Here is a 20,126-nt window from a genome sequence, read left to right on the forward strand (position 1 = left end):
AACGCACCAAGGAGCTTCACCCGTGCTGAACGGTTTCAAGGACTTCATACTTCGCGGCAACATCGTCTCGATGGCCATCGGTCTGGCCGTCGGATCGGCGTTCACCGCCGTCGTGACCGGCTTCAGCAAGGCGTTCATCACCCCGCTCATCGGTCTCGCCACCGGCTCGGTCGGTGACTTCAGCGAGGCGAAGTTCACCGTCGGCAAGACGATCTTCCCCTACGGCCTGGCGATCGCGGCCACCATAGCGTTCGTGATCACCGCCGCCGTGCTCTACTTCCTCATCGTCCTCCCCATGGCGAAGGTCCAGGCGAGGTTCATCAAGGAGGAGGCCGACGCGAAGGCGGAGAAGCGCGACTGCCCCCGCTGCTTCTCCGCGATCCCGGCCATCGCCACCCGCTGCGCGCACTGCACCAGCGAGATCGAGCCCGCGGCCGGCGCGCTCGTGCAGGCCGGCCTCCCGGCCGCCCGCTGACCGTCGCCGGATCACCCGTACGGCTCACATCGCCCCCTGTGAGGGCAGGGGAACCCGTGCCTCCCGCCTGGCGTTGACCAGTACGGGAGGGTCCACTGGACATGGAGACCCTCCCCCCGGACGAAGTCTGAGGGAGGACCACCACCGAGCAAAGGGTTCCCCTGCCGCACCACTTGGAGGGCGTACCGTGCACCGCCGGCACAACGGGCTGAGGACCGCCGTACTCCTCGGCGGGCTCTCGGCCCTCATCATCGTCATCGGCAGCTTCTTCGGACGGACAGGCCTGATCGTCGCGCTCGTCGTGGCGCTCGGCACCAACGCGTACGCCTACTGGAACAGCGACAAGCTGGCCCTGCGGGCCATGCGCGCCCGCCCGGTGAGCGAGTTCGAGGCCCCCGAGCTCTACCGGATGGTGCGCGAACTCTCCACCCAGGCACGCCAGCCGATGCCCCGGCTCTACATCTCGCCCACCCAGGCGCCCAACGCCTTCGCCACCGGCCGGAACCCGCGGAACGCGGCCGTCTGCTGTACCGAGGGCATCCTCGCGATCCTCGACGAGCGCGAGCTGCGCGGGGTCATCGGCCACGAGTTGAGCCACGTCTACAACCGCGACATCCTGATCTCATCGGTCGCCGGCGCGCTCGCCTCCGTGGTCATGTTCCTGGTCAACTTCGCCTGGCTGATCCCGGTCGGGCGCTCCAGCGACGACGACGGGCCGGGCCTGCTCGGCATGCTTCTGATCATGATCCTCGGTCCGGTCGCCGCCTCCGTCATCCAGCTCTCCATCAGCCGCTCCCGTGAGTTCCAGGCGGACGCCTCGGGCGCCCAGCTCACGGGCGACCCGCTCGCCCTGGCGAGCGCGTTGCGCAAGCTCGACGCCGGTACGAAGCAGCTCCCGCTGCCGCCCGAGCCGCGGATCGAGACCGCGAGCCACATGATGATCGCCAACCCCTTCGGAGGGGGGAAAGGCGTTTCGAAGATGTTCTCGACGCACCCGCCGATGGCGGAACGCATCGCCCGACTCGAACAGATGGCAGGTCACCGCCCGTGAAGACACTCCTGAACGTCATCTGGCTGATCCTGTGCGGCTTCTGGATGTTCCTCGGCTACATGCTGGCCGGCGTCCTGCTGTGCATCACGATCATCGGCATCCCCTTCGGACTCGCCGCGTTCCGGATCGGGATCTATGCCCTCTGGCCCTTCGGCTACACCGTCGTGGACCGCCACGACGCGGGCGCCCCGTCCTGCGTGGGCAACGTGCTGTGGCTGGTCCTCGCGGGCTGGTGGCTCGCGCTCGGCCACATCACCACCGGCATCGTCCTCTGCATCACGATCATCGGCATCCCGCTGGGCATCGCGAACTTCAAGCTGATCCCGGTCTCGCTGCTGCCGCTGGGCAAGGAGATCGTCCGCACGGAAGAGGCGTACGGATACACGGTCCGCTAGGCCCTGTCGTCGAAGTCTCGCCTGGCCCGCGACGCCCGGCACCGCACCTCGCCGCGTTGTCGGAGCGCCCGAGTACGTCCAGTGGTCGGGCGCCCCTCCGCCTCGCGATGCACCGCACCGGACGCCGCGGGCCCTACCGGCGCCACTTTGACGACAGGGCCTAGCCAGGGCGTGCTGCGAAGGCAGCGCCGACCGCCCGAAGGACGCGCCCTGCGGCGTCCGGTCGCCGCCGAGCGTGACGAGTCGGCGGCCGCGGAGCCCACGGTCCGGTCCCCCTACGACGTCGTCCGGTTTCCCGTGCCCCCACCACGCGGTGACCGGGGGCGGCCGTGGCGGGGGCGGCCCGGCCCGTCATGATCATGCGAATGGGTTCGATACAGAGACTCGAAGGCCGCCACGTGTCCCTGACGCTCGGCACCGGCGCACTCACCCTCTCGGGCGCCCCCGCCCGGACCGGCTCGCGGACCGACGGGATCACCGTCGTCCCGCTCGCGGCCGTCGCGGAGGCCCGCGTCGCACAACCACCCGGGACCGGACTGGAGATCGTGCTCACCGACGGTGAGGTCCATCGCGTCGAAGGCGTCACCGAGGCCGCGTCCGCCGCCTTCGCCGCCACGCTCCACAACGCCCTGCCCGAGCGGCGCGATCCGGCCGGCAGCGCCCTGGTCTCCCGACCCGCCGTCCACCGCGCGCGCTGGTACCGGATCGCGGTCGTCGCGGCCATCGCCCTCGCCTACGCCGGCTACGCCGTCGGAGCCGACGACACCCCCGGTGAGCGCGACCCGGGCGTGACCACCGGGCTGTTCCCGCTCTTCGTCGGCCTGTCCCTCTGCCTCCTCGCCGTCGAGGAGGTACTCCGCCGGACCCGTCCCGCCCGCCACGGCGTCACCACGGACGCCGAGCGGGTTCAGGTCGGCGACGCGCGTCCGCGGTACTACTTCAACGACTCCGCCGGCATCCCGCGCCCGTACGCCGGACGTTCCGGTACGGCACCCGCCCTCACCGTCGTCTACGACCCGCGCCGGCCCGACCGGGCCGCCCACGAGGCCCCGCTCGCCACGGTGGTCCGCAAGGTGGCGCTGCTCCTGACCGCCGGGGGGTGCCTGCTCTGGCTCGGGGCGTGGATCGCGTTCGGTCCCGGCCGGCTCTGGTGAGGAGACGACAGGCGCCACGGACGGCCGGCATCCTCACGTACCGGTGTGCCGCCCCCGGCTGACCGCGTACGCGACCGTCCCGACCGCGAGGACGCCGATCCCCGCCAGGACGGAGGCGGGGGGCAGCGCGAACGCCAGCGCCCCGCAGCCGGCCAGGCCGAGCGCCGCGAGCACCTGGTTCGAGCGGCCCCGGGAGCGCCCCAGCGTCCAGGCGGAGGCGTTGGCGATGCCGTAGTAGACCAGGACGCCGAAGGAGGAGAAGCCGATCGCGCCCCGCACGTCCACCGTGGCCGCCACCACGGCCACCACCGCGCCCACCGCGAGCTCGGCCCGGTGCGGGACCTGGAAGCGGGGATGTACGGCGGCCAGCCCCGACGGCAGATGACGGTCCCGTGCCATCGCCAGGGTCGTACGGGAGACGCCGAGGATCAGCGAGAGCAGCGAGCCCAGGGCCGCGACGGCCGCGCCGACCGTGACCACGGGGACCAGCCAGTCGGAGCCGGCCGCCCGGGCCGCGTCGGCCAGCGGGGCGGGGGAGGCCGCGAGAGCCTCCGGCCCGAGGACGGCGAGGACGCTCACCGCCACCGCCGCGTAGACGACCAGCGCGATGCCGAGGGCGAGGGGCACGGCGCGGGGGATGGTCCGGGCCGGATCGCGTACCTCCTCGCCGAGCGTGGCGATCCGCGCGTACCCCGCGAAGGCGAAGAAGAGCAGCCCCGCCGCCTGGAGGACCCCACTCGCCGTCACCTCGCCGTCGAGCGCGAGCCGTCCGAAGCCGGCCGCTCCCGAACTCAGCGAGGCGACGACCACGGCCGCCAGGACGGCCAGGACCAGCGCCACGATCGCCCGGGTCAGCAGGGCGGACTTCTGCACACCGCCGTAGTTCACGGCCGTCAGCGCCACCACGGCTGCGACCGCCACCGCGTGCGCCTGCTCGGGCCACAGGTACGCCCCGGCCGTCAGCGCCATCGCCGCGCACGAGGCCGTCTTGCCGACGACGAACGCCCAGCCCGCCAGGTACCCCCAGAAGGGCCCGAGGCGTTCGCGACCGTACACATAGGTGCCGCCGGAGGCGGGGTACAGGGCGGCGAGCCGGGCCGAGGCCATGGCATTGCAGTACGCGACGATCGCGGCGACCCCGAGGGCCGGAAGCAGTGCGGCTCCGGCCGCCTCGGCCGCCGGGCCGAGAGCGACGAAGATCCCGGCGCCGACCATCGAGCCCAGCCCGATGACGACGGCGTCGAACACCCCGAGGTTGCGGCGCAGTCCCTGTGTCATGCACCGCACACTACGGGGCCCCGCAACCGCGCCCGGCGCCCCGGCGTCCTTTCCGGCATGAACGTCATCAGCTGGATCGTCCTGGGCCTCCTCGCGGGCGTCATAGCCAAGGTCCTGCTCCCGGGCCGCGACCCGGGCGGGCTCATCGGCACGACCGTCATCGGCATCGCCGGCGCCTTCGTCGGCGGCTGGCTCTCGTCCACGTTCCTCGACCGCCCGATCACCACCGGCTTCTACGACACGGCCACCTGGCTCTCGGCCATCGGCGGCGCGCTGGTGCTGCTGATCGCGTACCGGATCCTCTTCGGCCACTCGCGCTCGCGCTGAGCCTGCGGGTGGAGGCCCGCGGGTGGACGCGGGCGGAGGTCCGCGGGTGGAGTGCGTAACGCGTCCTAGAGCCCGGTCTCGCGCAGCGTGATGTTGAGCCGCCCGGTGAGCCCGAGGTCCGGATCGGCCGTGCCGGGAAGGACCTTGGGCACGCCGTGGAACGCCAAGCGCGAGGGCCCGCCGAAGACGAAGAGATCCCCGGACGCCAACTCCACGTCCGTGTAGGGCCTCCCCCGGGTTTCGGTGTTCCCGAACCGGAACACGCAACGGTCGCCGAGGCTCAGCGACACCACCGGCGCACCGGACCGCTCCTCCTTGTCCTGGTGCAGTCCCATCTTCGCGCCGGCGCCCGCGTCGTAGAAGTTCACGAGAGCCGTGTCGGGCGCGAAGCCGCCGTCGGCCCCATAGGCCTCGGTGACCGCTCGACGCCCCAGATCACCCAACCAGTCCGGAAGTTCGACGCCGACCGCGTCGAGATAGCGGTACGGGACCCAGCGCCGCCCCAGACAGAGCGAGCGCACCGACATCACCCCGCCTCCCGGCAGCACGGTGTGCCGGTACGGGACGGGTCCGCGCCCCCACTCACGGCAGGCGGCCACCAACTCCCGCTGCCGGTCCGGGGAGAGCCACCCGGGTACGTGCACGGCGCCGGGGGCGATCTCCGCCCGCTCGCGCGGAAAGAGCGCGTCCATCACGCGGCCCGCTCCAGGCCGAGCAGCCGCTCCTTACGCTCCAGGCCGGCCGCGTACCCGCGCAGACTGCCGTCCGCGCCGATGACGCGGTGACAGGGCCGCACCACGAGCAGCGGGTTGCGCCCGATCGCGGTGCCGACGGCCCGCACCCCGGTCCCGGAGGACCCGACCGTCCGGGCGATGTCCCCGTACGAGACGGTGGCGCCGTACGGGATCTGCTCCAGGGCGCTCCAGACACGCCGCTGGAACTCCGTACCGCTCTGCGCGAACGGGACGTCGAACCGCTCCCGCCGGCCCGCGAAGTACTCGTCGAGCTGCCCGGCGACCTCCTGGAAGGCCTCGGGCGCGTGCCGCCAGTCGTCCTCGACGGCGGCACCGCCCTTCTGCCCGGGCAGCGACAGCGAGACCAGCACGGTCCGCCCGCCGTCCCCGCCGCCCCGCCCGACGAGCAGCATCCGGCCCAGGGGCCCGTCGACGTACGCGTACACGGTCATGGCGGTTCCTCTCCTCGCGCTCACTTCTCGTCCAGTGTGCGAGGCTCGCCCACCCGAGGGCTGGCGGTTTTCGGACACGCAGCTGGTGTGGACTACCGGTAGTTCACGAACTGGATCGCGAAGTCGAAGTCCTTGCCCTTGAGCAGCGCCTGCACGGCCTGCAGGTCGTCCCGGCTCTTGGAGCTGACCCGCAGCTCGTCGCCCTGGACCTGCGCCTTGACGCCCTTGGGGCCCTCGTCCCGGATGGCCTTCGCGACCTTCTTGGCGTTCTCCTGGGAGATGCCCTCCTCGATCGTGGCGAAGATCTTGTACTCCTTGCCGGAGAGCTGCGGCTCACCCGCGTCCAGCGACTTGAGCGAGATCCCGCGCTTGATCAGCTTGGTCTCGAAGATGTCGAGGATCGCCTTCACGCGCTCCTCGCCGTTCGCCTGCATGAGGATCTTCTCGCCCGACCAGGAGATCGAGGCGTCGGTGCCCTTGAAGTCGTAGCGCTGCGAGATCTCCTTCGCGGCCTGGTTGAGGGCGTTGTCGACCTCCTGCCGCTCGACCTTGGAGACGATGTCGAAACTGGAGTCGGCCATGACGTGTGGCTCCTTGCTCGAATGCGATGCGATGCGATGCGGTTGCGTGGCGTACGGCGCCAAGCCTAGTCATCGGATCGCGTCCGAACCGCTGATCAATCCGGTGGCGAAGCACCCCTGAGGATCGGGTATCGTTTACGTCGTTGCCACGGAGCACCGCCGAAAAGCGGCTCCGAGCAGCGACATCCCATGGCGGTGTGCCCGAGTGGCCAATGGGAGCGGACTGTAAATCCGTCGGCTTAGCCTACCCAGGTTCGAATCCTGGCGCCGCCACGCGATAAGAACGGCCCCTGATCAGCGGAAACGTTGATCAGGGGCTGTTCTGCTGTGTAAGTGTGACAGGCGCGAGTGTCTCGCTCTGTCTCACTGAATCCCGCTCTCTACCAGCGTGTGTGGACGACACGTGGACGAGATTCCCGGGGGTGACCTGCGAGGACGGCCGATCGTGGGCCGGAGCCGGTGGCCGACCCTCTCAGCGCTGGTTCAGCCGAGCTGAGATCTTGGCGTTGGCCGCCTCGTCGCCCCCCTTCAGGAACTTCGCGTACACCCGGAAGAGGACGGCCGTGCTGTGGCCGGCGCGCTGGGCGACGAGCCGGGGCTCCACCCCGGAGCTGAGCCAGGTTGAGACGGCTGCGTGACGAAGGTCATAAGGCCGCTTGGCGAGCCTCGTCTCCTGCTCGGCGGGGGTGAGCACGTCCCCTCGGGCCCGCGCCCATACCTCCCCGTACCCGCTCTCCTGCACCATGCCGCCCCGGGCCGTACGGAAGAGCCGGCCGTCAGCGTGGGTGCCGTACGCGGTGACGTGCCAGCGGAGCATGGACACCAGCTCGGGCGGGATGGGCACGAGCCGGACCGTCTTCCGGGTCCGGTGCTTAAGCCCCCGCCGGTCGTGTGCCTCGCCCGTGTCCGTCCAGGAGGACCCGGAGCGGGCCCGGCTCTCCCGGAGCCGGAGCAGCCCCCACCCTCGGCGCGGGAGGTCGCAGTCCTGGAGCCGTAACCCGACCAGCTCACCGGGCCGAGCGGCCGAGTAGTAGATGCACCCGAAGAACGCTTCGAGGTGGCGCCCGCGGGCGCCCTGCTTCCGTACACCCGCGAAGAGCGTCGCGGCCTGCTCCGGCGCCGGAACGGCTTCCGGGTCCACCTCCTCCTCCACCTTCTCCGGGGCTTTCCAGCGGACGGCGGGGAGAGGGTTCTCGGCGAGCAGTTCGGCGTCCACGGCGAAGCCGAGCGCCTGATGGAAGATGGCGCGCTTCCGGGCGATGACGGCCCCGGACGACGTCTTGCCGTCCAGCCGCCGGGCGCACGCGTCCAGGGCCTTGCGGACGAGCATCCGATCCGCGACCGAGGACGTGGGCACGGACTTCCGCTTGATCCACGCGAGCAGCTCGGCGACGTCGGCCGGCGGCTCCTCCTTCCAGCGGTTCACGTTGAAGCCCCAGGTGTAGAGCGCGCGCCGGACGGCCTTGTGGTCGGCCATACCCTTCGTGTCCTTCACCAGAGCGAGCGTCACCGTGGCCATGGCCTCGGCGAGATTCCGGCGGGTGGAGGCGGGGGAATGGTCCCACTTCATCTCCACGTAGTTCCTGGCGTGCTGGTACCAGGAGATGTCCTTCGCCTTCTGGACCATCGACTTCGGGAGTCCGCTGTCGACGTCCCACGGCTCGCCCGAGCGGGTCGCTGTGATGAACTGCGCCCTGCGACTTTCGGCGAGCCCGGAAGTCAGGAAGGACTCGGAGTGCGGCCGAGTGCCCACCTGCCAACGGAGCTGGAACGGCTTGCGGTGGGGCCGCCTGCGGATGCTCCAGATTCGTACGGTGTAGCTCCACTCGGTCACGCGGCCTCCAGCTCGTTGAGGAAGTTGTCGAGGACACTGCGACGGACGCGCAGGTGCCCGTTGGGCAGGCGTACGACCTGAGGGCCGTAGCCGCGGTTGCGCCAGCGGTACCAGGTGGCGCGGGTGATGCCGATCTCGTCGAGGACGTCGGTCAGGGGGAGCAGTTCATCGGTGGGCTGACGGCGGCGGGCGGTGCGGGCCATCGGTCCCCTCCTCGGGGTGAAGGTCGGAAGTGGCAGCGCGCGGAGTCGCGGGTCGAGCGCGGGTGCGGGGCGCCTCGGCGGCGACATCTGTCCGAGGCGCGGATTTCTGCGTCATCGCGTCATCTGTGTCATCCGAGCGTCTGACCTGCGGGTTTCGGTGACGCAGAGGGCTTCTGCCTGCGTCACCGGTGACGCAGGCCTTTGTCACTGGTGACGCAGGTGACGCGGGATGACGCAGCGTCCGGCGTCCTGCGTCACCCGTGTTGCCGCTGATCACGGGCCGTTTGCAGGGCTGTGGTGACGCAGGTGACGCAGCGTTCCCTCTCTTAGGAAAAGAGAGGGCGGGTGTCTGTTGTGGTGCGCGCCTTGGAAGGTGAAGAAGGAGCCGCTGCGCGGCACGTCCCTCGCAGCGGCGGCGCTGCCGCCGGAACAACAAGAGGAGCACCCGCGTGCTTGCCCCGGGGTGCTCCTCTTGCTTGTGGGCGGCCAGCGCCGTGGCGCGGGTTAGAACACCGACTCCTGCTCATCGGGCGAGGCAACCGGGGGCCGGGCCACTTCGATGTAGCGGGCGGTCTTGGTGCGGCCCCAGTCGACGAGGACGCCGCGTGCGGCGAGGGTCGGCTGCAGCCGCTTGAGGCGGTCGGACAGGACCTTGCCGGTGGTGGGCCAGCCCTTGGGCAGGGGGCGGAAGTCCTCGCCGGTGTAGAGCTGGGTGAGGCAGTGCAGCCACTCGGCCGACGCCATCCGCACTTCCGTGCCGGGCTCGATGCTGGCGGCGTGCTTAAGCACGGTCTGCGCGAGCAGGTCGCCCTCGATGACGTCGTCGTTCAGGTCGTCCAAGCTCGACCGGTAGGAGTCGAGCGCCCCAAGGCTGGTGGCCGCGTCGAGCTGCGCGCACAGGTGCGCGAAGTCGGCCATGCGCAGGTCGGTCGGGATCTCGCCCTGTGCGGCCCGCACCTTCACGGTGAGGTCGAGCAGCGACCCGAGAATGACCGGCAGGATCTCCTCGAACTCCGCCCAGAGTTCCGCCTCGGTGCGCCGCACTTTCGGACGCTCCAGTCGGAGCGGGAGAAGCCGTTCGGCGAGGTCGGGGCGGATGACGCCGACGTCGATGCCGGTCAGCAGCAGGGGACGGCGGTAGCGGGAACGGACCACGTCGCCGTCGGTGAACAGGGCGCGCTTGACGTTCTCGGCCCCGGTGACGATGCAGCACATGGCGTCAGACATGTCCGGTGTTAGGTGGGAGAGGTTGTCCAGGGCCGTGACCCATCCAGCGGCCACGGCCGCGATCAGGTTCTCCTCGTCCTTCGGCGCGCGGCGCAGGTCGCTGCTCATGCCCTCGACGATCCGCAGGAGCATCCGCGCTCCGGTGGACTTGCCCGCGCCCTGGGGGCCCGTGAGGAACGGGGCTGGGACGGGAACGGTCGGTCCGAGGCAGCCGACCAACCAGGCGAGGACCAGGCTCTCCGTCTGCGCGCTGGCGAAGTTGCACAGACGGAGCAAGAGGTCGAGCCCCTTGCCGTCGGTGTCCTTGGCTGGCAGGGGGAGTTCCCCGGTGAGCTGGGTGCGCCGCCAGCAGACCTCGCGCGGGTCGGGGGTGAGGATGTCCCAGCCGGTGGGGTGGATGCGGACGGACTTGCCGTCGTTGCGCCCGAGGTCGAGCCACGTAGCCCCGTCGACCCCGGGCGCGACCCGGATGTGCACGGGCTGCACCGCTTCGGTCATCGCGAGTGCTTCGATCAAGTCCAACGCCTCCTTGAGCGCGGTTCCGTTGAACACGCCGTATCCGTCGGCGAAGAGGCCGACGATGAGTTCCTGGCGGTGGCTGCCCGTGGTCCCCTGCGAGCGGATAGGGCGGGCCACGGGGTGGCCGTTCCGCTGGGCGTAGACGGTGCCGTCGGCGGTGCGGAAGTACCGGAAGTGCTCCTGTGCGTAGTCGGTGATGATCTCGCGGGCTGGAGTCTTCTCTTCGTCGGCCACGGTCACAGTCCCAGCGTTGTACGGGCGTTGGTCCATGCGTCCGTGCAGTGCCGGGGCGATTCCCCCTTGCCCTGCGCGGCGGTGAACAGGCGCGCGATGTGCGCCTCGGTGAGGCAGCCGCACCGGCCGTGGGCGGAGAGCACCGCGAGGAACGTTCGGTACACGGTGGCGTGGATCGCGCTGCTCGCGCCCGTGATGCGCTGCTCGGCCATAGCGATACCGCGCTCCAGATACGCGGGCGAGCGGTGCGGGCACGCCCCGCCCCCGGCGAGCGCGGGCATCGAGACCGCGCATCGGACCGGCCGCACGGGTGCGGGAGCCCTCACGACCAGAGCGCGAACGACCGTCGGGAGCAGGGCCAGGGTCCCCGTCCCGGGGCCGAGCCAGCGGGCATAGGACATGGACGACTTGACGTCCACGCCCGGCCGCACACCGTTGGCGGACTGCATCGCGCCCCGGTAGATCCAGTGCTCACCTCGCGTCGTGGCCACCGTCCGCGTCGGCGGCAGGCTCTTGCGGGCCCAGGCGATGGCGTCGACGTCGTCCAGGTCGACGACGGTGACGCCGGCGCCGCCCGGGTGGTACCCGAGGCTCCCCGCGTGGTGCCAGGCTCCCGCCCATGCGGACGACGTGAGGATGCTCGGATCGGTCGTGGCGGCTGCCCAGGCGTGGCACGGGCGCCGGCACATGCACGGACCGGCGACCTTCATGCTCGGCCGCCCGCCGCACGTGTTGCCGACACAGGCGCGGCAATTACCGAACGGGCCCTTCCCGGCCCGCAGCGGCAGCACCGGCACACCCATACTGGCCAGCTCCAGGGCGGTGCCCAGCAATGGTGCGAGGGCGTCTCGCCGGATGGGGATCGAATGGGTCATGCTGGGGGTTCTCCTGTTTCTGTCGAAGGGACGGAGAGCCGAGGCGGTCGCGGTCTTGTGGTGAGAGGCGACCGCCTCGGGCGTACCTACTGGTGCTTGGTCCAGAGGGCGTACTCCTGGCGGACGTAGCCGCGGGGGTTGGCGATGGCCTTGGGGTGGTCGGGCCAGTACGGGGTGCCGCCGTAGTTGCCGTCTCCGTCGCGGTCGACGTTGAGGAGCTTGCGGGCGGCATTGAGGGCGAGTTCGGGGGCGTCCGTGTAGACGCTGGCCGTCGCGTCGTCGAGGGCGATGCGGTCCAGGAGGGCGGCCTTGCGGAGCCAGAACTCGCGGCCGAGCGTCTCGCCGAACGGCTTCTCGGCGGCGGCGCGGGCGGTCCAGCCGATCTCGCTGACGATGCTCGGGGCGAGCGCGTACGCCTGTTCCGGCGTCGGCCAGCCGTGGGCGTTCTCCTGGTGTTCGGCGGTGACGTAGAGGCGCGTCCGCTTGCCGTCGCGGGTGGGGTGCTTGCGGACGGCTCCGGTGGTGAAGGTCTCCGTCAGCTTTGCCGTGACGCGTTCGGTGTCGGTGGGGTCGCAGATGATGCGGATCTCGAACATGGGTTAGTGCTCCTTGGTGGTGTCGAGGGTGGGGAGTTCCGGGAGTCCGGCCTTGGTGAGTTGGGCAGGGTCGAAGCCGGGCAGTGCCGCGCGCGTGATGAGCGCGGTGGCGAGCTGCTCGGCGTAGGCCGCACCGGAGCGGGCGACCTCGATCTGAGCCCCAGCGCGCAGGGCTTCGACCCGCTCGACGTGGGCGTGGTCCTCGCGCCGCTCGATGGTGTGCCGCTCGTACGCGGTGGTGTCGCGGCGGTCGGTGCGCCAGTAGCGGGCGGCAAGCCCGTAGGCGACCGCCGTGGCGAGAGCCCACAGCAGCAGCGGGAGCGAGAGCCCGTCGGCGTATCCGCCGACTCCGGCGAGGGCGAGCCCGCCTGAGGTGGCGAACGCGGTCCCGGCGATGACGCTGTCGCCCCTGCGCCCGGCGGACGCGAAGCCGCCGGCGGTGGCGGCTCCGGCGGCGAGCACGACCATGAGCGCGGCGTTACCGACGGAGTGTTCGGCGCCGTTGGCGTTCCAGATCCGGCCGAGGATCAGCACCGTCGAGGTGGCGACCGCGGGGGCAGCTTTCGGGGTGACGTGGGCGAGCCAGTGGCGGTGGAGGAGCGGTTCGTTCATCGCGGGCTCCCTACAGATCGCTGACGGCGTTGATGACGGCGGTGGCGAGTTCGTTGATGGGTCCGGAGGCGCCGGTGGAGGCAAGGAAGAACCCGAACATCGCAGCGACGAACGCGGAGCCGTAGCCGAGGGTCTTGGAACGCAGGAGGAAGAACAGGACGAGTCCGAAGAGCAGGACGAGGGAGACGGTGACGGCCATTGCAGGAATCTCCTTGGCGGTGGTCCGGGGTGGCTGGCTAAGCTGCGGGCGCCCTCGGGTGCTGGCAAGCTCGCGGGTTTGGCCGACGGTTGCGCCCGCCTAGCTCCGCCATGGGAGCGGGGTACGTCTGATGACGGGCACCGTCGGCCGCTGTGCGTTCCGGCTCAGCGGGTGCCGTCGCGGTGGATGCGGGCGGCGATGTTGAACAGGTGTCGGCCGGCGCGTATGCGGATGCCGTGGCCGTTGCAGCGGCGGCAGTGCTTGCCGCGCTTGGGCTTGCCCTTGCGGTCTGTCGTGAGGGCGAAGCCGAGTCCGTTGCACTTGCGGCACTGGCCGAACGGCGAGGCCGCACACAGAGCGCCATAACCGAGCGTGACGGCGAGCAGGCAGGCGCTAGCGGCGAGGAAGAGGGTCATCAGGGGCCTCTCTGGCGGGTTTCAGGGGTTTCCGCAGGTAGGCCGCTATCCACTAACGGCCTGATCAAGGTGGAGATGGGCCGCTATCGGGGCCGCTCACGTTAGCGAGGGTGCCCGCTATCGTTAGCGGCCCCGGACGGTCAGCCCGCGTCCCGCTTTCCATCACGTTCCGTGATGGCTGCCGTGATGTGGGAGCGCTCGAAGCCCTTCTTGTTGACGGGCTTGCCCTCCACCCGGCGGCCCACCTGGCCAGTGGTGATGCCGTGGGGCTTCAGGGCGTTGGTGAGCTGGGCGGTCTTCTCCTCGGGCTTCATCTGGGCCCAGGCGCCGTAGACGTCGGGCCGCAGCTCGGCGAGCCGGTCGACGACGGTCTCGTTCCACACCTTGGGCTCTTCGGCGGGGACGACGGCGAGGATGTCGCGCAGCAGGTCATACGCGCTGGCCATGCTGTCCTCGAACGACTCGCCCAGCGCGTGGCCGGAGAGGGTGCCGGCCTGTTCGCGGAGCTTGCGGGCCCGCAGACCGATGGTCTCGGCCGTGGGGGCGTCGACGTAGACGGAGGAGACGATCCGGGCGTCCGCTCCTTCGCCGACGAAGTAGTGGATGCCCTTGTCCTTCCAGGAGAACATCGTGGCCCGCACACCCCGCTTGTAGGACGAAGTACCGAGGACCATGTCGTTCTCCAGCTGGCCCATGACCTTCAGGCAGAACCGGGCCGAGGCGTTCGCGCTGATGCCGGTCGGCAGCGCCTTGGCGTCCGGGCGCTGGGTCGCCAGCAGCAGCACGATCCCGGTAGCGGGGCCGCGCTTGACCAGGTCGGTGCAGATCTCCGTCAGCTCCGCGCCGTACTTGGGGTGCTCGAACCACACCTGGCACTCATCCGCTCCGATGACGATCGGGTGCAGACCCAGGTTCTTCATGTTCGCCAGCTCGCTGGTGACCTTCGACTCCGGGCAGATGTCCCGGGGCAGGGAACGGATCATCTTCGCCCGCCGGCGCAGCTCTTCGCGCAGTTCGCGCAGGTCGGCGAGGGCGTACTCGATGTCCTCGTCGTCGTCCCCGGCCCGGTGGCGGTGCGAGACCCGCTCGCCGACCGGGTCGAGGTCGCCGGTGCCCTTCAGGTCGTAGGTGTGCAGCTCCGCCCGCGGGTCCAGGGCAGCGATCAGCAGGAGCAGGCGCAGGAGGAACGTCTTGCCCATGCGGGGGATCGCGCCGATGACGGCCGCGATGTACATGAGCGTCACCTCCACCCACCGCCCGCGCTGGTCGGTGCCGAACGCGACCGGCTTGAACAGGTCCGTGCCCCCGCCCTTGAGCAGCGGCCACGCGGGCTTCTTCGCCGTCGACATGTCCTGATCCCCGACCCACAAGACCAGGCGCCCGGTGTGCTCCTCCGGGACCGCCTCGGGCCACACGCAGCCGAGCGGGCGGCGCAGGCCGGAGGCGAGCTTGTCGCGACGCTCGATCACATCGGTGACGGTCACGCCGTACGGGAGGTCACCCTCCGCACGCCAGCCCGGCCCGTCACGGGTGATCGGAGCGGTGAACGTGAACCCGTCCCGGCCCTTGCCCTGCGCCTGGTTGATCGCCGGAATCCCCAGCGCACCCAGCGCCCGCAGCACGATGTCCGACGTGAGCTTGGGCGCCTGGGTGACCTCCACAGCCCGATTCACGACCGGGGCATCGGCGTGGCCGCCGGCCGACCCGAGCGCGAGCAGCAGCGCGCCGACCGAGACGGCCTGCAGCCAGCCCGGGGCGAGCACGTAGAGGGCGAGCGCGGCGCCCATGCCGATCAGGGTGGCGAGGGTGGCGATCAGGGTGCGGAGTCGGACCCGGCCGTCGCGCTGCCGCGACAGCTTCAGGTACTCCCCCGCGTCCTCACGCCGAACAGCGGCGAGTCGGACGGGCTCGCCCTCACGGTCGGCGACCCACCGCAGCGTGCCGCCGACGAACTTCGCTGCCCCGCGCGGCGCCTGGAGCGCGAGGCGCCCGGCGTAGACCGGGGAGCGCAGCGCGTGGTACCCGGCGAGGTGGGCGTAGTGCGAGGCCACCCACGTGGCGGCGGTCTTGAGTTCGGCCGTCGAGCGCAGCCACGCCGGGACGATCGCCCGCCGCTTCGCGCCGATCAGTCGGCCCAGGTATCCAGGCCCGGCAACGCCCGGACCGTCGACCAACCGGCGGGCCGACGGGTCGCCCGACTCACCACCCGACGCTTCCGGGGCGGAGTCGGCCGACGCGTCGGGGGTGGGGTTGGCCGACTCGTTGCGGGCGGTGCGGGCCTTGTCGAGGTCGACCACGTCGGCCCCGTCGTCGGTGTCGTCGTCGGCCGTCCAGTCGGTGGCCATGTCGGCTTCGAGTCGGTTGAAGAACTCGTTCTCTTCGTCGGGGTGCTTCACTGAAGCTTCCTTCTCTCGGGAGGGAACGGCGGGCCCGGACGCGTGCTGTGGAAGGTGGGCGACCGGGCCCGTGCTCAATCGTGAGGCGCTTCAAGGGCCGTAACTATCACCACTTTTGGATAGTTCTGGCCCGAGGTTCGCGCCTCGTGTTCAGGCGGCGTGCTGTTCGTCGGGATAGGCGCAGGGGACGCAGGCCCCGAGGGATGTCGGGATGACGTATCCGGCGTCGGTGTGGCACTGCGGGCAGGTGCGGCGGGCGAGCATCGCCAGGGCGAGCGCGCCCCACTTGCGGGAGGTCATAGGCCGGACGGGCTTGGCGAGGTCGATGCGGTAGAGGTGGCCGACGAGGGCGCCGGTCTTGCGGCCGCGGCTGCGGCGCATGACTTGGGCAGCGACTGGTTGTCCGCCGGGGCGGAGGCCGAGGGCGCGGAGCTGTCGGCGGGTGGCGTAGCCGTCGGGGGCGTAGCGCCAGGGGTAGGTCGGTATCCCGTACTTCGCGCCGGTCGGGTCGAAGCATTTGCCGAACGTCGGGGACATCAGGCAGCCGCCACGATCGCGGGAGCATGGGTGCGGGCGCCTCGGCGTCCGGAGCGGCGGCCGGCCACCGTGGCGAACAACCGCCCCAGCCCCGCCCGCCGCACCCCAGCCCGCGCTTGCTTGGCCGCGTACATCGCCTCATCAGCCCGACCCAGGAGTGCGGAAAGGTCCTCGCCCGGGTGGTCGGCGGCGCGGACCCAGCCGAGCGACACCGTCGTGGCCACGTGCGGGTTGCTGGTGTCGGCGGGGCGGGCCAGTACGCCGTGCAGGACGGCGAGGAGGTCCGCGATCGTGCCGTGGGTGTCGATGACGACGGCGGCGAACTCGTCGCCCCCGAGACGTCCGGCGACACCGTTGCGGCCGACGTAGTGGGCGAGGCGCTCGGCGCTGGCCTTCAGCAGGGCGTCTCCCGCCGCGTGGCCGTGGCGGTCGTTGATCTGCTTGAAGCGGTCGACGTCCGCGAGGATCACCACCGCCCGCTCATCACGCAGGAGCGCGGTGGCGCGGCGGGTGAAGCCCTCCCGGGTCCGCAGCCCGGTGAGCGGGTCACGGCGAGCCGTGTGCAGCCGACGCCGGAGCCACAGAACGTGGCTGGACCATCCGGCGGCCAGCGGCCCGGCCGCAGCGAGGACGGTTAAGAGGGTGTTCACGCGGCGACCTCCTCGGCCGTTGCGGTGGATTCGACGGAGCGGAGCGGCTGGGTGTCGGCCCGCTCGGCGAGCAGCGCGTCCCGCACAGTGCGGGAGTTCGCTGCCGAGCAGCGCAGCGCGGCACGAATCGCCTCGGCATTGATCGCGCCATCTGCCCATGCAGCGGTGGCCTCGCGGGCCTCGGCCAGCAACTCAGCAGCCGTACGCGGAGCCTTCGATGCCTTCGCCTTCGAGCGGGCCGGACGCTTGCGCGGCGCCCGCTCCCCCGGCTCCTGCGGCGCCACGGGCGGCACCGGGGCCGCTTCCTCTGCGGCCACCGGCTCGGAGTCCGGTTCGGTCCCCTCGGGGGCGAGGTCGCCGAGGCGGAGCAGGACACGCGCACGCCGTGGAGTCTTCGACCGCCACCGCCACCCGTACTGCTCGCGCAGGTCCGCGCGAGCAAGCTGCCGCTCCTTCTCACGGGCGAGAGCGTCGGCGTAGGAGGTGATCTCCCACAGCGTCATCCGCCGCCACAACGAGAACGTCGACGGGAACGCGAGCAACCAGCGGGAGGCACGGATCTTGTCCATCCGCCGGCCGGTCGCGGCTCCGATCCGTACGGCATAGATGTGCGCGCCGATCTCGGAAAACACCACCCACAGCAGCGGCATCGTGCCGTGCGCGACCTTCGCCCACACTCCCTGCCCGGCGGCCACGTTCAGACCACAGGTCACCAGGGTGAGAACCCAGGGCACGAACCTGACCCAGGCGAGCGCCATGTCCATCCGGATCAGCAGGAGGTTGGCCACGGTGAACACCGGAATCGCCACGTCAATACCGACGGGCAGCATCCACGGCTCACCAAACCCCCACCGAGCAGCCGCGGCGGACACCGCGTCGAAGGAGGAGATCAGCCCCAGCGCACCGACACCGGCAGCGGCGAGCGCACCGGCCCCCGCGAGGCCCATCTCCGGACGGGTCAGCGGCGGAACCCCCGGGCGCTCCTCGGCCAGGGCGGTCACGCCGCCGCTCCCTTCCGGGAACGGGGGCGGCGGGAGGCCGGCCGGGCCAGCGGGACGACGTTGAACAACTCCGGCGCGTACGCCTCGATCGCCTCGGCGGCGACCCGGGACACGTCGTCCGGCAGGCTCGGGTTGTCCGCGAGGATGTCGCGCGCCGCGTCCAACCGGGCCGCGCGCTCCTCCTCGCTCTCGCCCTCCACCCCGAGCCACAACTCCAACGGGGTACCGAGGGCCAATTCCACGAAATCGGTACTGCTCACGGCCTCTTGGCCGCCGATGTACATACGCATGACTGATCACTCCTGGTGGTTTCGAAGGGACAGCGGAAGCGGCCTCGGTCCGTGGTGAGAGGCAGCCGCTCCGCGGCGTGGGGCCAGTAGCTACCGGCTCCCCTCAACCCCACCCGTACGGGACCCGTGAGGGGCCGGACGGGCGAAGGAGGCAACCGGCCGCAGCGTGAAGCTGCGGTGGGGTTGTGTCGCGCGGACCTTTGCCGCGCCGGCCGCCTTGTTGTGCCAAGGACAGGCGGCGAACCCTCATCACGCTGTTCAGTTCTCAAGAAGCGACCGCTTCCTTCGATGCCGTTTCACGGGCTCCTCTGGGCGGCACGTGCCCTGACCTGCGTCGATGAGGACACAGCTCACCCGTTCAGCCTGACTTACTTGGCTAGCCCGGTGGGCACGAGAACAACGTAGCCAGCTTGGCTAGTCACGTCAACACTTGGCTATCCATGCTGTCCAGATAGTCAGGTTGGCCGTAGCATCGAGGCATGAACTTCGTGCTTGAGCCTCTGGACCCGGACGACGATCGACCGCCGTACGAGCAGGTGGCCCGCAGTCTGGGCGCGGCAATCCGCACCAGGAAGCTGGGGCCCGGAGAGAAGCTGCCGTCGCACGCGAAGCTGACGGAGCACTACGGATTCGCCCGGGCCACGATTCAGCGCGCGATCCGCGACTTGGAAGACGAAGGGCTCGTCGTCTCACGCAAGGGCAGTGGAGTCTTCGTCCGGAATCGGACCGAGCGGCCGGCGGGCCTCCGGCCATACGTCGAGCAGGCATTCGCCAGTCGGCAGGTGACGATCGACTTCGCTGGGTTCTCCAGCGAGACCCTTCACGGGGCTCTGCAAGAGCCGCTCGACAAGATTCGAGTCGGACGACTTACCCCCACGAGCATCCGAATCAGGATCCTCGTACCCGACATGGCGGTCCCTCAGGCAGCGCCAGTACGTCAAGAGGACTGCGCCGATGACCCGCGTCTACGAGCGCGAATGCACGACATCATGGCCAGCTACACCCGCAGCATCTCGGACTCGATAAGCGAGCTTGAACACCTGGGCCTTGTCCAGGAGAGCAGCGTCAGCGTCCGGGTCCACAGCGGCACGCAGTTCTTCAAGCTCTACGTGATCAACAAGGAAGACGCGTTCTTCGGCTACTACCCCATCCGGCCGAACAAGGTGGTTGCTCAAGGCGAAGCCATCGAGATCTACGACCTCGTGGGCAAGGACACGATCCTGTTCCACCACTCCGTCAACGAGGGCGACTCGTCTAGCGGGGCGCAGCAGGTAGAGCAGGCTCAGATGTGGTTCGACAGCGTGTGGGAGACGATCGGAAGGGACCGCACCCCAGATGCGCTCTGACCCTCTGTCGGGCCTGCTCGAACGATGCGATGCCGTGTTGTTCGACTTCGACGGTCCCATCTGCCACGTCTTCCGGGGGGTCCCGGCCCCGGGAGTCGCCCGAGAGCTCTCGGACCTCCTCGCCGAACTCGCCCCGGAGCTTGAGCGCCAGGCGCGCACCACGGACGATCCGATGGAAGTCCACCAGCTTTCGGCCAAGGCCGGGAAGAGCGTCCTTGCGGCTGTCGAGGCCGCGCTCACTGCGGCGGAGGTGAGGGCTGTTGCTGTCGCCGGGCTACCCACCGAGGGCGCCGTCGAAGCCATGAAGGCCGCGTGCGAGTCGGGAAGGCGCGTGGCGGTCGTAAGCAACAACTCGTCTGAGTGCGTGCGCGCCTACCTCTCGTCCAACGGCCTGCTTGGCGTCGTTGACGAGGTGGTCGGCCGCCCCGTCCTGAGGCCGGATCTCATGAAGCCTTCGCCGCATCCCCTGCTCGAAGCCGCCGCGCTCCTCGGCTCCACGCCGGAGCGGACCGTCCTCATCGGAGACTCCGTGTCCGACATCGAGGCGGCCCGAGCAGCGGCGGCGGCGAGTATCGGTTTCGCCAACAAACCGGCGAAGGAGGCGACTCTCGACCAGGCCGGCGCGGACGCGATTGTTCTCGACATGGGCGTCGTCGCGCGGGCACTCGGGGAACCGAGGCCCTGATGGCTCGGTCGAGGCACCCTGCGGGCCAGCAGCGGACCTCAATGACCTAGGCATCCAGC

The 20,126-nt window shown here is 70.5% G+C and carries 24 protein-coding genes and 1 tRNA gene; 8 read left to right on the plus strand and 17 right to left on the minus strand.

The window, feature by feature from the left end; translation table 11 throughout:
- The first annotated feature begins 22 nt into the window (after nucleotides 1–22).
- The 4 genes from mscL (at nucleotide 23) to ACFUJR_RS03610 (ending at nucleotide 3,075) form a co-directional block, all read left to right on the plus strand.
- A complete protein-coding gene (mscL, locus tag ACFUJR_RS03595) occupies nucleotides 23–475 on the plus strand; it encodes a large conductance mechanosensitive channel protein MscL (protein WP_383168363.1) in 453 nt (150 codons plus the stop codon).
- Nucleotides 476–662: 187 nt separating this feature from the next.
- Nucleotides 663–1,526: a zinc metalloprotease HtpX gene (gene htpX, locus ACFUJR_RS03600; RefSeq protein WP_383168366.1), complete on the plus strand. Its 864-nt coding sequence runs from the start codon at nucleotides 663–665 to the stop codon at nucleotides 1,524–1,526.
- Complete coding sequence (locus ACFUJR_RS03605) at nucleotides 1,523–1,921, plus strand: YccF domain-containing protein (RefSeq protein WP_383168369.1); 399 nt, start codon at nucleotides 1,523–1,525, stop codon at nucleotides 1,919–1,921. The genes htpX and ACFUJR_RS03605 overlap by 4 nt, the downstream gene beginning before the upstream one ends.
- A gap of 365 nt (nucleotides 1,922–2,286) precedes the next feature.
- Nucleotides 2,287–3,075 carry a hypothetical protein gene (locus ACFUJR_RS03610; RefSeq protein ID WP_383168372.1) on the plus strand — a complete coding sequence of 263 codons (789 nt, stop codon included), beginning with the start codon at nucleotides 2,287–2,289 and terminating at the stop codon, nucleotides 3,073–3,075.
- A gap of 33 nt (nucleotides 3,076–3,108) precedes the next feature.
- Here the strand turns inward: ACFUJR_RS03610 and ACFUJR_RS03615 are convergent, their stop codons facing one another.
- Nucleotides 3,109–4,353 carry an APC family permease gene (locus tag ACFUJR_RS03615; RefSeq protein ID WP_383168374.1) on the minus strand — a complete coding sequence of 415 codons (1,245 nt, stop codon included), beginning with the start codon at nucleotides 4,351–4,353 and terminating at the stop codon, nucleotides 3,109–3,111.
- A gap of 57 nt (nucleotides 4,354–4,410) precedes the next feature.
- Between ACFUJR_RS03615 and ACFUJR_RS03620 the strand changes: the two genes are divergently transcribed.
- Nucleotides 4,411–4,680 (plus strand): GlsB/YeaQ/YmgE family stress response membrane protein, encoded by a 270-nt coding sequence (locus ACFUJR_RS03620; protein ID WP_383168377.1) that lies wholly within the window; start codon nucleotides 4,411–4,413, stop codon nucleotides 4,678–4,680.
- Between the two features lie 65 nt (nucleotides 4,681–4,745).
- Here the strand turns inward: ACFUJR_RS03620 and ACFUJR_RS03625 are convergent, their stop codons facing one another.
- The 3 genes from ACFUJR_RS03625 to ACFUJR_RS03635 all read right to left on the minus strand — a co-directional run bounded on the left by ACFUJR_RS03625 (nucleotide 4,746) and on the right by ACFUJR_RS03635 (nucleotide 6,447).
- Entirely contained in the window at nucleotides 4,746–5,372 is a 627-nt protein-coding gene (locus tag ACFUJR_RS03625; protein WP_383168380.1) for an alpha-ketoglutarate-dependent dioxygenase AlkB family protein, read from the minus strand.
- Nucleotides 5,372–5,866, minus strand: coding sequence for a methylated-DNA--[protein]-cysteine S-methyltransferase (locus tag ACFUJR_RS03630; protein WP_383168383.1), 495 nt, complete (start codon nucleotides 5,864–5,866; stop codon nucleotides 5,372–5,374). The genes ACFUJR_RS03625 and ACFUJR_RS03630 overlap by 1 nt, the downstream gene beginning before the upstream one ends.
- 92 nt (nucleotides 5,867–5,958) lie before the next feature.
- On the minus strand, nucleotides 5,959–6,447 hold the full coding sequence (locus ACFUJR_RS03635) for a YajQ family cyclic di-GMP-binding protein (RefSeq protein WP_147980723.1): 489 nt from the start codon (nucleotides 6,445–6,447) through the stop codon (nucleotides 5,959–5,961).
- Nucleotides 6,448–6,638: 191 nt separating this feature from the next.
- Between ACFUJR_RS03635 and ACFUJR_RS03640 the strand changes: the two genes are divergently transcribed.
- A tRNA-Tyr gene (locus ACFUJR_RS03640) sits at nucleotides 6,639–6,720 on the plus strand.
- A 199-nt stretch (nucleotides 6,721–6,919) separates the two neighbouring features.
- Here ACFUJR_RS03640 and ACFUJR_RS03645 read toward each other — a convergent pair.
- From ACFUJR_RS03645 to ACFUJR_RS03705, 13 genes are all read right to left on the minus strand, one after another.
- On the minus strand, nucleotides 6,920–8,281 hold the full coding sequence (locus ACFUJR_RS03645) for a tyrosine-type recombinase/integrase (RefSeq protein WP_383168387.1): 1,362 nt from the start codon (nucleotides 8,279–8,281) through the stop codon (nucleotides 6,920–6,922).
- Nucleotides 8,278–8,484, minus strand: a complete 207-nt coding sequence (locus tag ACFUJR_RS03650; protein WP_383168390.1) for a helix-turn-helix transcriptional regulator — start codon at nucleotides 8,482–8,484, stop codon at nucleotides 8,278–8,280. The genes ACFUJR_RS03645 and ACFUJR_RS03650 overlap by 4 nt, the downstream gene beginning before the upstream one ends.
- A gap of 504 nt (nucleotides 8,485–8,988) precedes the next feature.
- Nucleotides 8,989–10,500: an ATP-binding protein gene (locus tag ACFUJR_RS03655; RefSeq protein WP_383168392.1), complete on the minus strand. Its 1,512-nt coding sequence runs from the start codon at nucleotides 10,498–10,500 to the stop codon at nucleotides 8,989–8,991.
- A complete protein-coding gene (locus tag ACFUJR_RS03660) occupies nucleotides 10,467–11,339 on the minus strand; it encodes a bifunctional DNA primase/polymerase (RefSeq protein WP_383168395.1) in 873 nt (290 codons plus the stop codon). The genes ACFUJR_RS03655 and ACFUJR_RS03660 overlap by 34 nt, the downstream gene beginning before the upstream one ends.
- Before the next feature lie 86 nt (nucleotides 11,340–11,425).
- A complete protein-coding gene (locus ACFUJR_RS03665; RefSeq protein WP_383168398.1) occupies nucleotides 11,426–11,935 on the minus strand; it encodes a hypothetical protein in 510 nt (169 codons plus the stop codon).
- A gap of 3 nt (nucleotides 11,936–11,938) precedes the next feature.
- Nucleotides 11,939–12,547 carry a hypothetical protein gene (locus ACFUJR_RS03670; RefSeq protein WP_383168401.1) on the minus strand — a complete coding sequence of 203 codons (609 nt, stop codon included), beginning with the start codon at nucleotides 12,545–12,547 and terminating at the stop codon, nucleotides 11,939–11,941.
- Nucleotides 12,548–12,557: 10 nt separating this feature from the next.
- Nucleotides 12,558–12,746: a hypothetical protein gene (locus tag ACFUJR_RS03675; RefSeq protein WP_383168404.1), complete on the minus strand. Its 189-nt coding sequence runs from the start codon at nucleotides 12,744–12,746 to the stop codon at nucleotides 12,558–12,560.
- A gap of 164 nt (nucleotides 12,747–12,910) precedes the next feature.
- The gene (locus tag ACFUJR_RS03680) at nucleotides 12,911–13,162 is read right to left on the minus strand and encodes a hypothetical protein (protein WP_383168407.1); all 252 of its coding nucleotides are present in this window, start codon (nucleotides 13,160–13,162) and stop codon (nucleotides 12,911–12,913) included.
- 140 nt (nucleotides 13,163–13,302) lie between these two features.
- Nucleotides 13,303–15,558, minus strand: coding sequence for a cell division protein FtsK (locus tag ACFUJR_RS03685; protein WP_383168410.1), 2,256 nt, complete (start codon nucleotides 15,556–15,558; stop codon nucleotides 13,303–13,305).
- Nucleotides 15,559–15,708: 150 nt separating this feature from the next.
- The gene (locus ACFUJR_RS03690) at nucleotides 15,709–16,095 is read right to left on the minus strand and encodes an RRQRL motif-containing zinc-binding protein (RefSeq protein ID WP_383168413.1); all 387 of its coding nucleotides are present in this window, start codon (nucleotides 16,093–16,095) and stop codon (nucleotides 15,709–15,711) included.
- Nucleotides 16,095–16,745, minus strand: coding sequence for a GGDEF domain-containing protein (locus ACFUJR_RS03695; RefSeq protein ID WP_383168416.1), 651 nt, complete (start codon nucleotides 16,743–16,745; stop codon nucleotides 16,095–16,097). Before ACFUJR_RS03695 ends, ACFUJR_RS03690 begins: the two co-directional genes overlap by 1 nt.
- A complete protein-coding gene (locus tag ACFUJR_RS03700; protein WP_383168471.1) occupies nucleotides 16,742–17,692 on the minus strand; it encodes a DUF2637 domain-containing protein in 951 nt (316 codons plus the stop codon). The genes ACFUJR_RS03695 and ACFUJR_RS03700 overlap by 4 nt, the downstream gene beginning before the upstream one ends.
- 50 nt (nucleotides 17,693–17,742) lie before the next feature.
- Nucleotides 17,743–18,036 carry a hypothetical protein gene (locus ACFUJR_RS03705; protein ID WP_383168419.1) on the minus strand — a complete coding sequence of 98 codons (294 nt, stop codon included), beginning with the start codon at nucleotides 18,034–18,036 and terminating at the stop codon, nucleotides 17,743–17,745.
- Nucleotides 18,037–18,515: 479 nt separating this feature from the next.
- Here ACFUJR_RS03705 and ACFUJR_RS03710 point away from each other — a divergent pair, with 479 nt between their 5' ends.
- On the plus strand, nucleotides 18,516–19,382 hold the full coding sequence (locus ACFUJR_RS03710; RefSeq protein ID WP_383168422.1) for a GntR family transcriptional regulator: 867 nt from the start codon (nucleotides 18,516–18,518) through the stop codon (nucleotides 19,380–19,382).
- Nucleotides 19,383–19,416: 34 nt separating this feature from the next.
- Complete coding sequence (locus tag ACFUJR_RS03715; RefSeq protein WP_383168425.1) at nucleotides 19,417–20,067, plus strand: HAD family hydrolase; 651 nt, start codon at nucleotides 19,417–19,419, stop codon at nucleotides 20,065–20,067.
- Nucleotides 20,068–20,126 lie beyond the last annotated feature (59 nt).

The sequence above is a fragment of the Streptomyces sp. NPDC057271 genome, from assembly GCF_042668715.1.
GTDB lineage: Bacteria > Actinomycetota > Actinomycetes > Streptomycetales > Streptomycetaceae > Streptomyces.

What these genes read in the sequence shown, in the direction of transcription:
- ACFUJR_RS03610 (WP_383168372.1), top strand. Translation starts at nt 2,287, where the DNA reads ATGGGTTCGATACAGAGACTCGAAGGCCGCCACGTGTCCCTGACGCTC.
- ACFUJR_RS03615 (WP_383168374.1), bottom strand. Translation starts at nt 4,353, where the DNA reads ATGACACAGGGACTGCGCCGCAACCTCGGGGTGTTCGACGCCGTCGTC.
- ACFUJR_RS03620 (WP_383168377.1), top strand. Translation starts at nt 4,411, where the DNA reads ATGAACGTCATCAGCTGGATCGTCCTGGGCCTCCTCGCGGGCGTCATA.
- ACFUJR_RS03625 (WP_383168380.1), bottom strand. Translation starts at nt 5,372, where the DNA reads ATGGACGCGCTCTTTCCGCGCGAGCGGGCGGAGATCGCCCCCGGCGCC.
- ACFUJR_RS03630 (WP_383168383.1), bottom strand. Translation starts at nt 5,866, where the DNA reads ATGACCGTGTACGCGTACGTCGACGGGCCCCTGGGCCGGATGCTGCTC.
- ACFUJR_RS03635 (WP_147980723.1), bottom strand. Translation starts at nt 6,447, where the DNA reads ATGGCCGACTCCAGTTTCGACATCGTCTCCAAGGTCGAGCGGCAGGAG.
- ACFUJR_RS03650 (WP_383168390.1), bottom strand. Translation starts at nt 8,484, where the DNA reads ATGGCCCGCACCGCCCGCCGCCGTCAGCCCACCGATGAACTGCTCCCC.
- ACFUJR_RS03655 (WP_383168392.1), bottom strand. Translation starts at nt 10,500, where the DNA reads ATGGACCAACGCCCGTACAACGCTGGGACTGTGACCGTGGCCGACGAA.
- ACFUJR_RS03660 (WP_383168395.1), bottom strand. Translation starts at nt 11,339, where the DNA reads ATGACCCATTCGATCCCCATCCGGCGAGACGCCCTCGCACCATTGCTG.
- ACFUJR_RS03665 (WP_383168398.1), bottom strand. Translation starts at nt 11,935, where the DNA reads ATGTTCGAGATCCGCATCATCTGCGACCCCACCGACACCGAACGCGTC.
- ACFUJR_RS03670 (WP_383168401.1), bottom strand. Translation starts at nt 12,547, where the DNA reads ATGAACGAACCGCTCCTCCACCGCCACTGGCTCGCCCACGTCACCCCG.
- ACFUJR_RS03675 (WP_383168404.1), bottom strand. Translation starts at nt 12,746, where the DNA reads ATGGCCGTCACCGTCTCCCTCGTCCTGCTCTTCGGACTCGTCCTGTTC.
- ACFUJR_RS03680 (WP_383168407.1), bottom strand. Translation starts at nt 13,162, where the DNA reads ATGACCCTCTTCCTCGCCGCTAGCGCCTGCCTGCTCGCCGTCACGCTC.
- ACFUJR_RS03690 (WP_383168413.1), bottom strand. Translation starts at nt 16,095, where the DNA reads ATGTCCCCGACGTTCGGCAAATGCTTCGACCCGACCGGCGCGAAGTAC.
- ACFUJR_RS03700 (WP_383168471.1), bottom strand. Translation starts at nt 17,692, where the DNA reads ATGGGCCTCGCGGGGGCCGGTGCGCTCGCCGCTGCCGGTGTCGGTGCG.
- ACFUJR_RS03705 (WP_383168419.1), bottom strand. Translation starts at nt 18,036, where the DNA reads ATGCGTATGTACATCGGCGGCCAAGAGGCCGTGAGCAGTACCGATTTC.
- ACFUJR_RS03710 (WP_383168422.1), top strand. Translation starts at nt 18,516, where the DNA reads ATGAACTTCGTGCTTGAGCCTCTGGACCCGGACGACGATCGACCGCCG.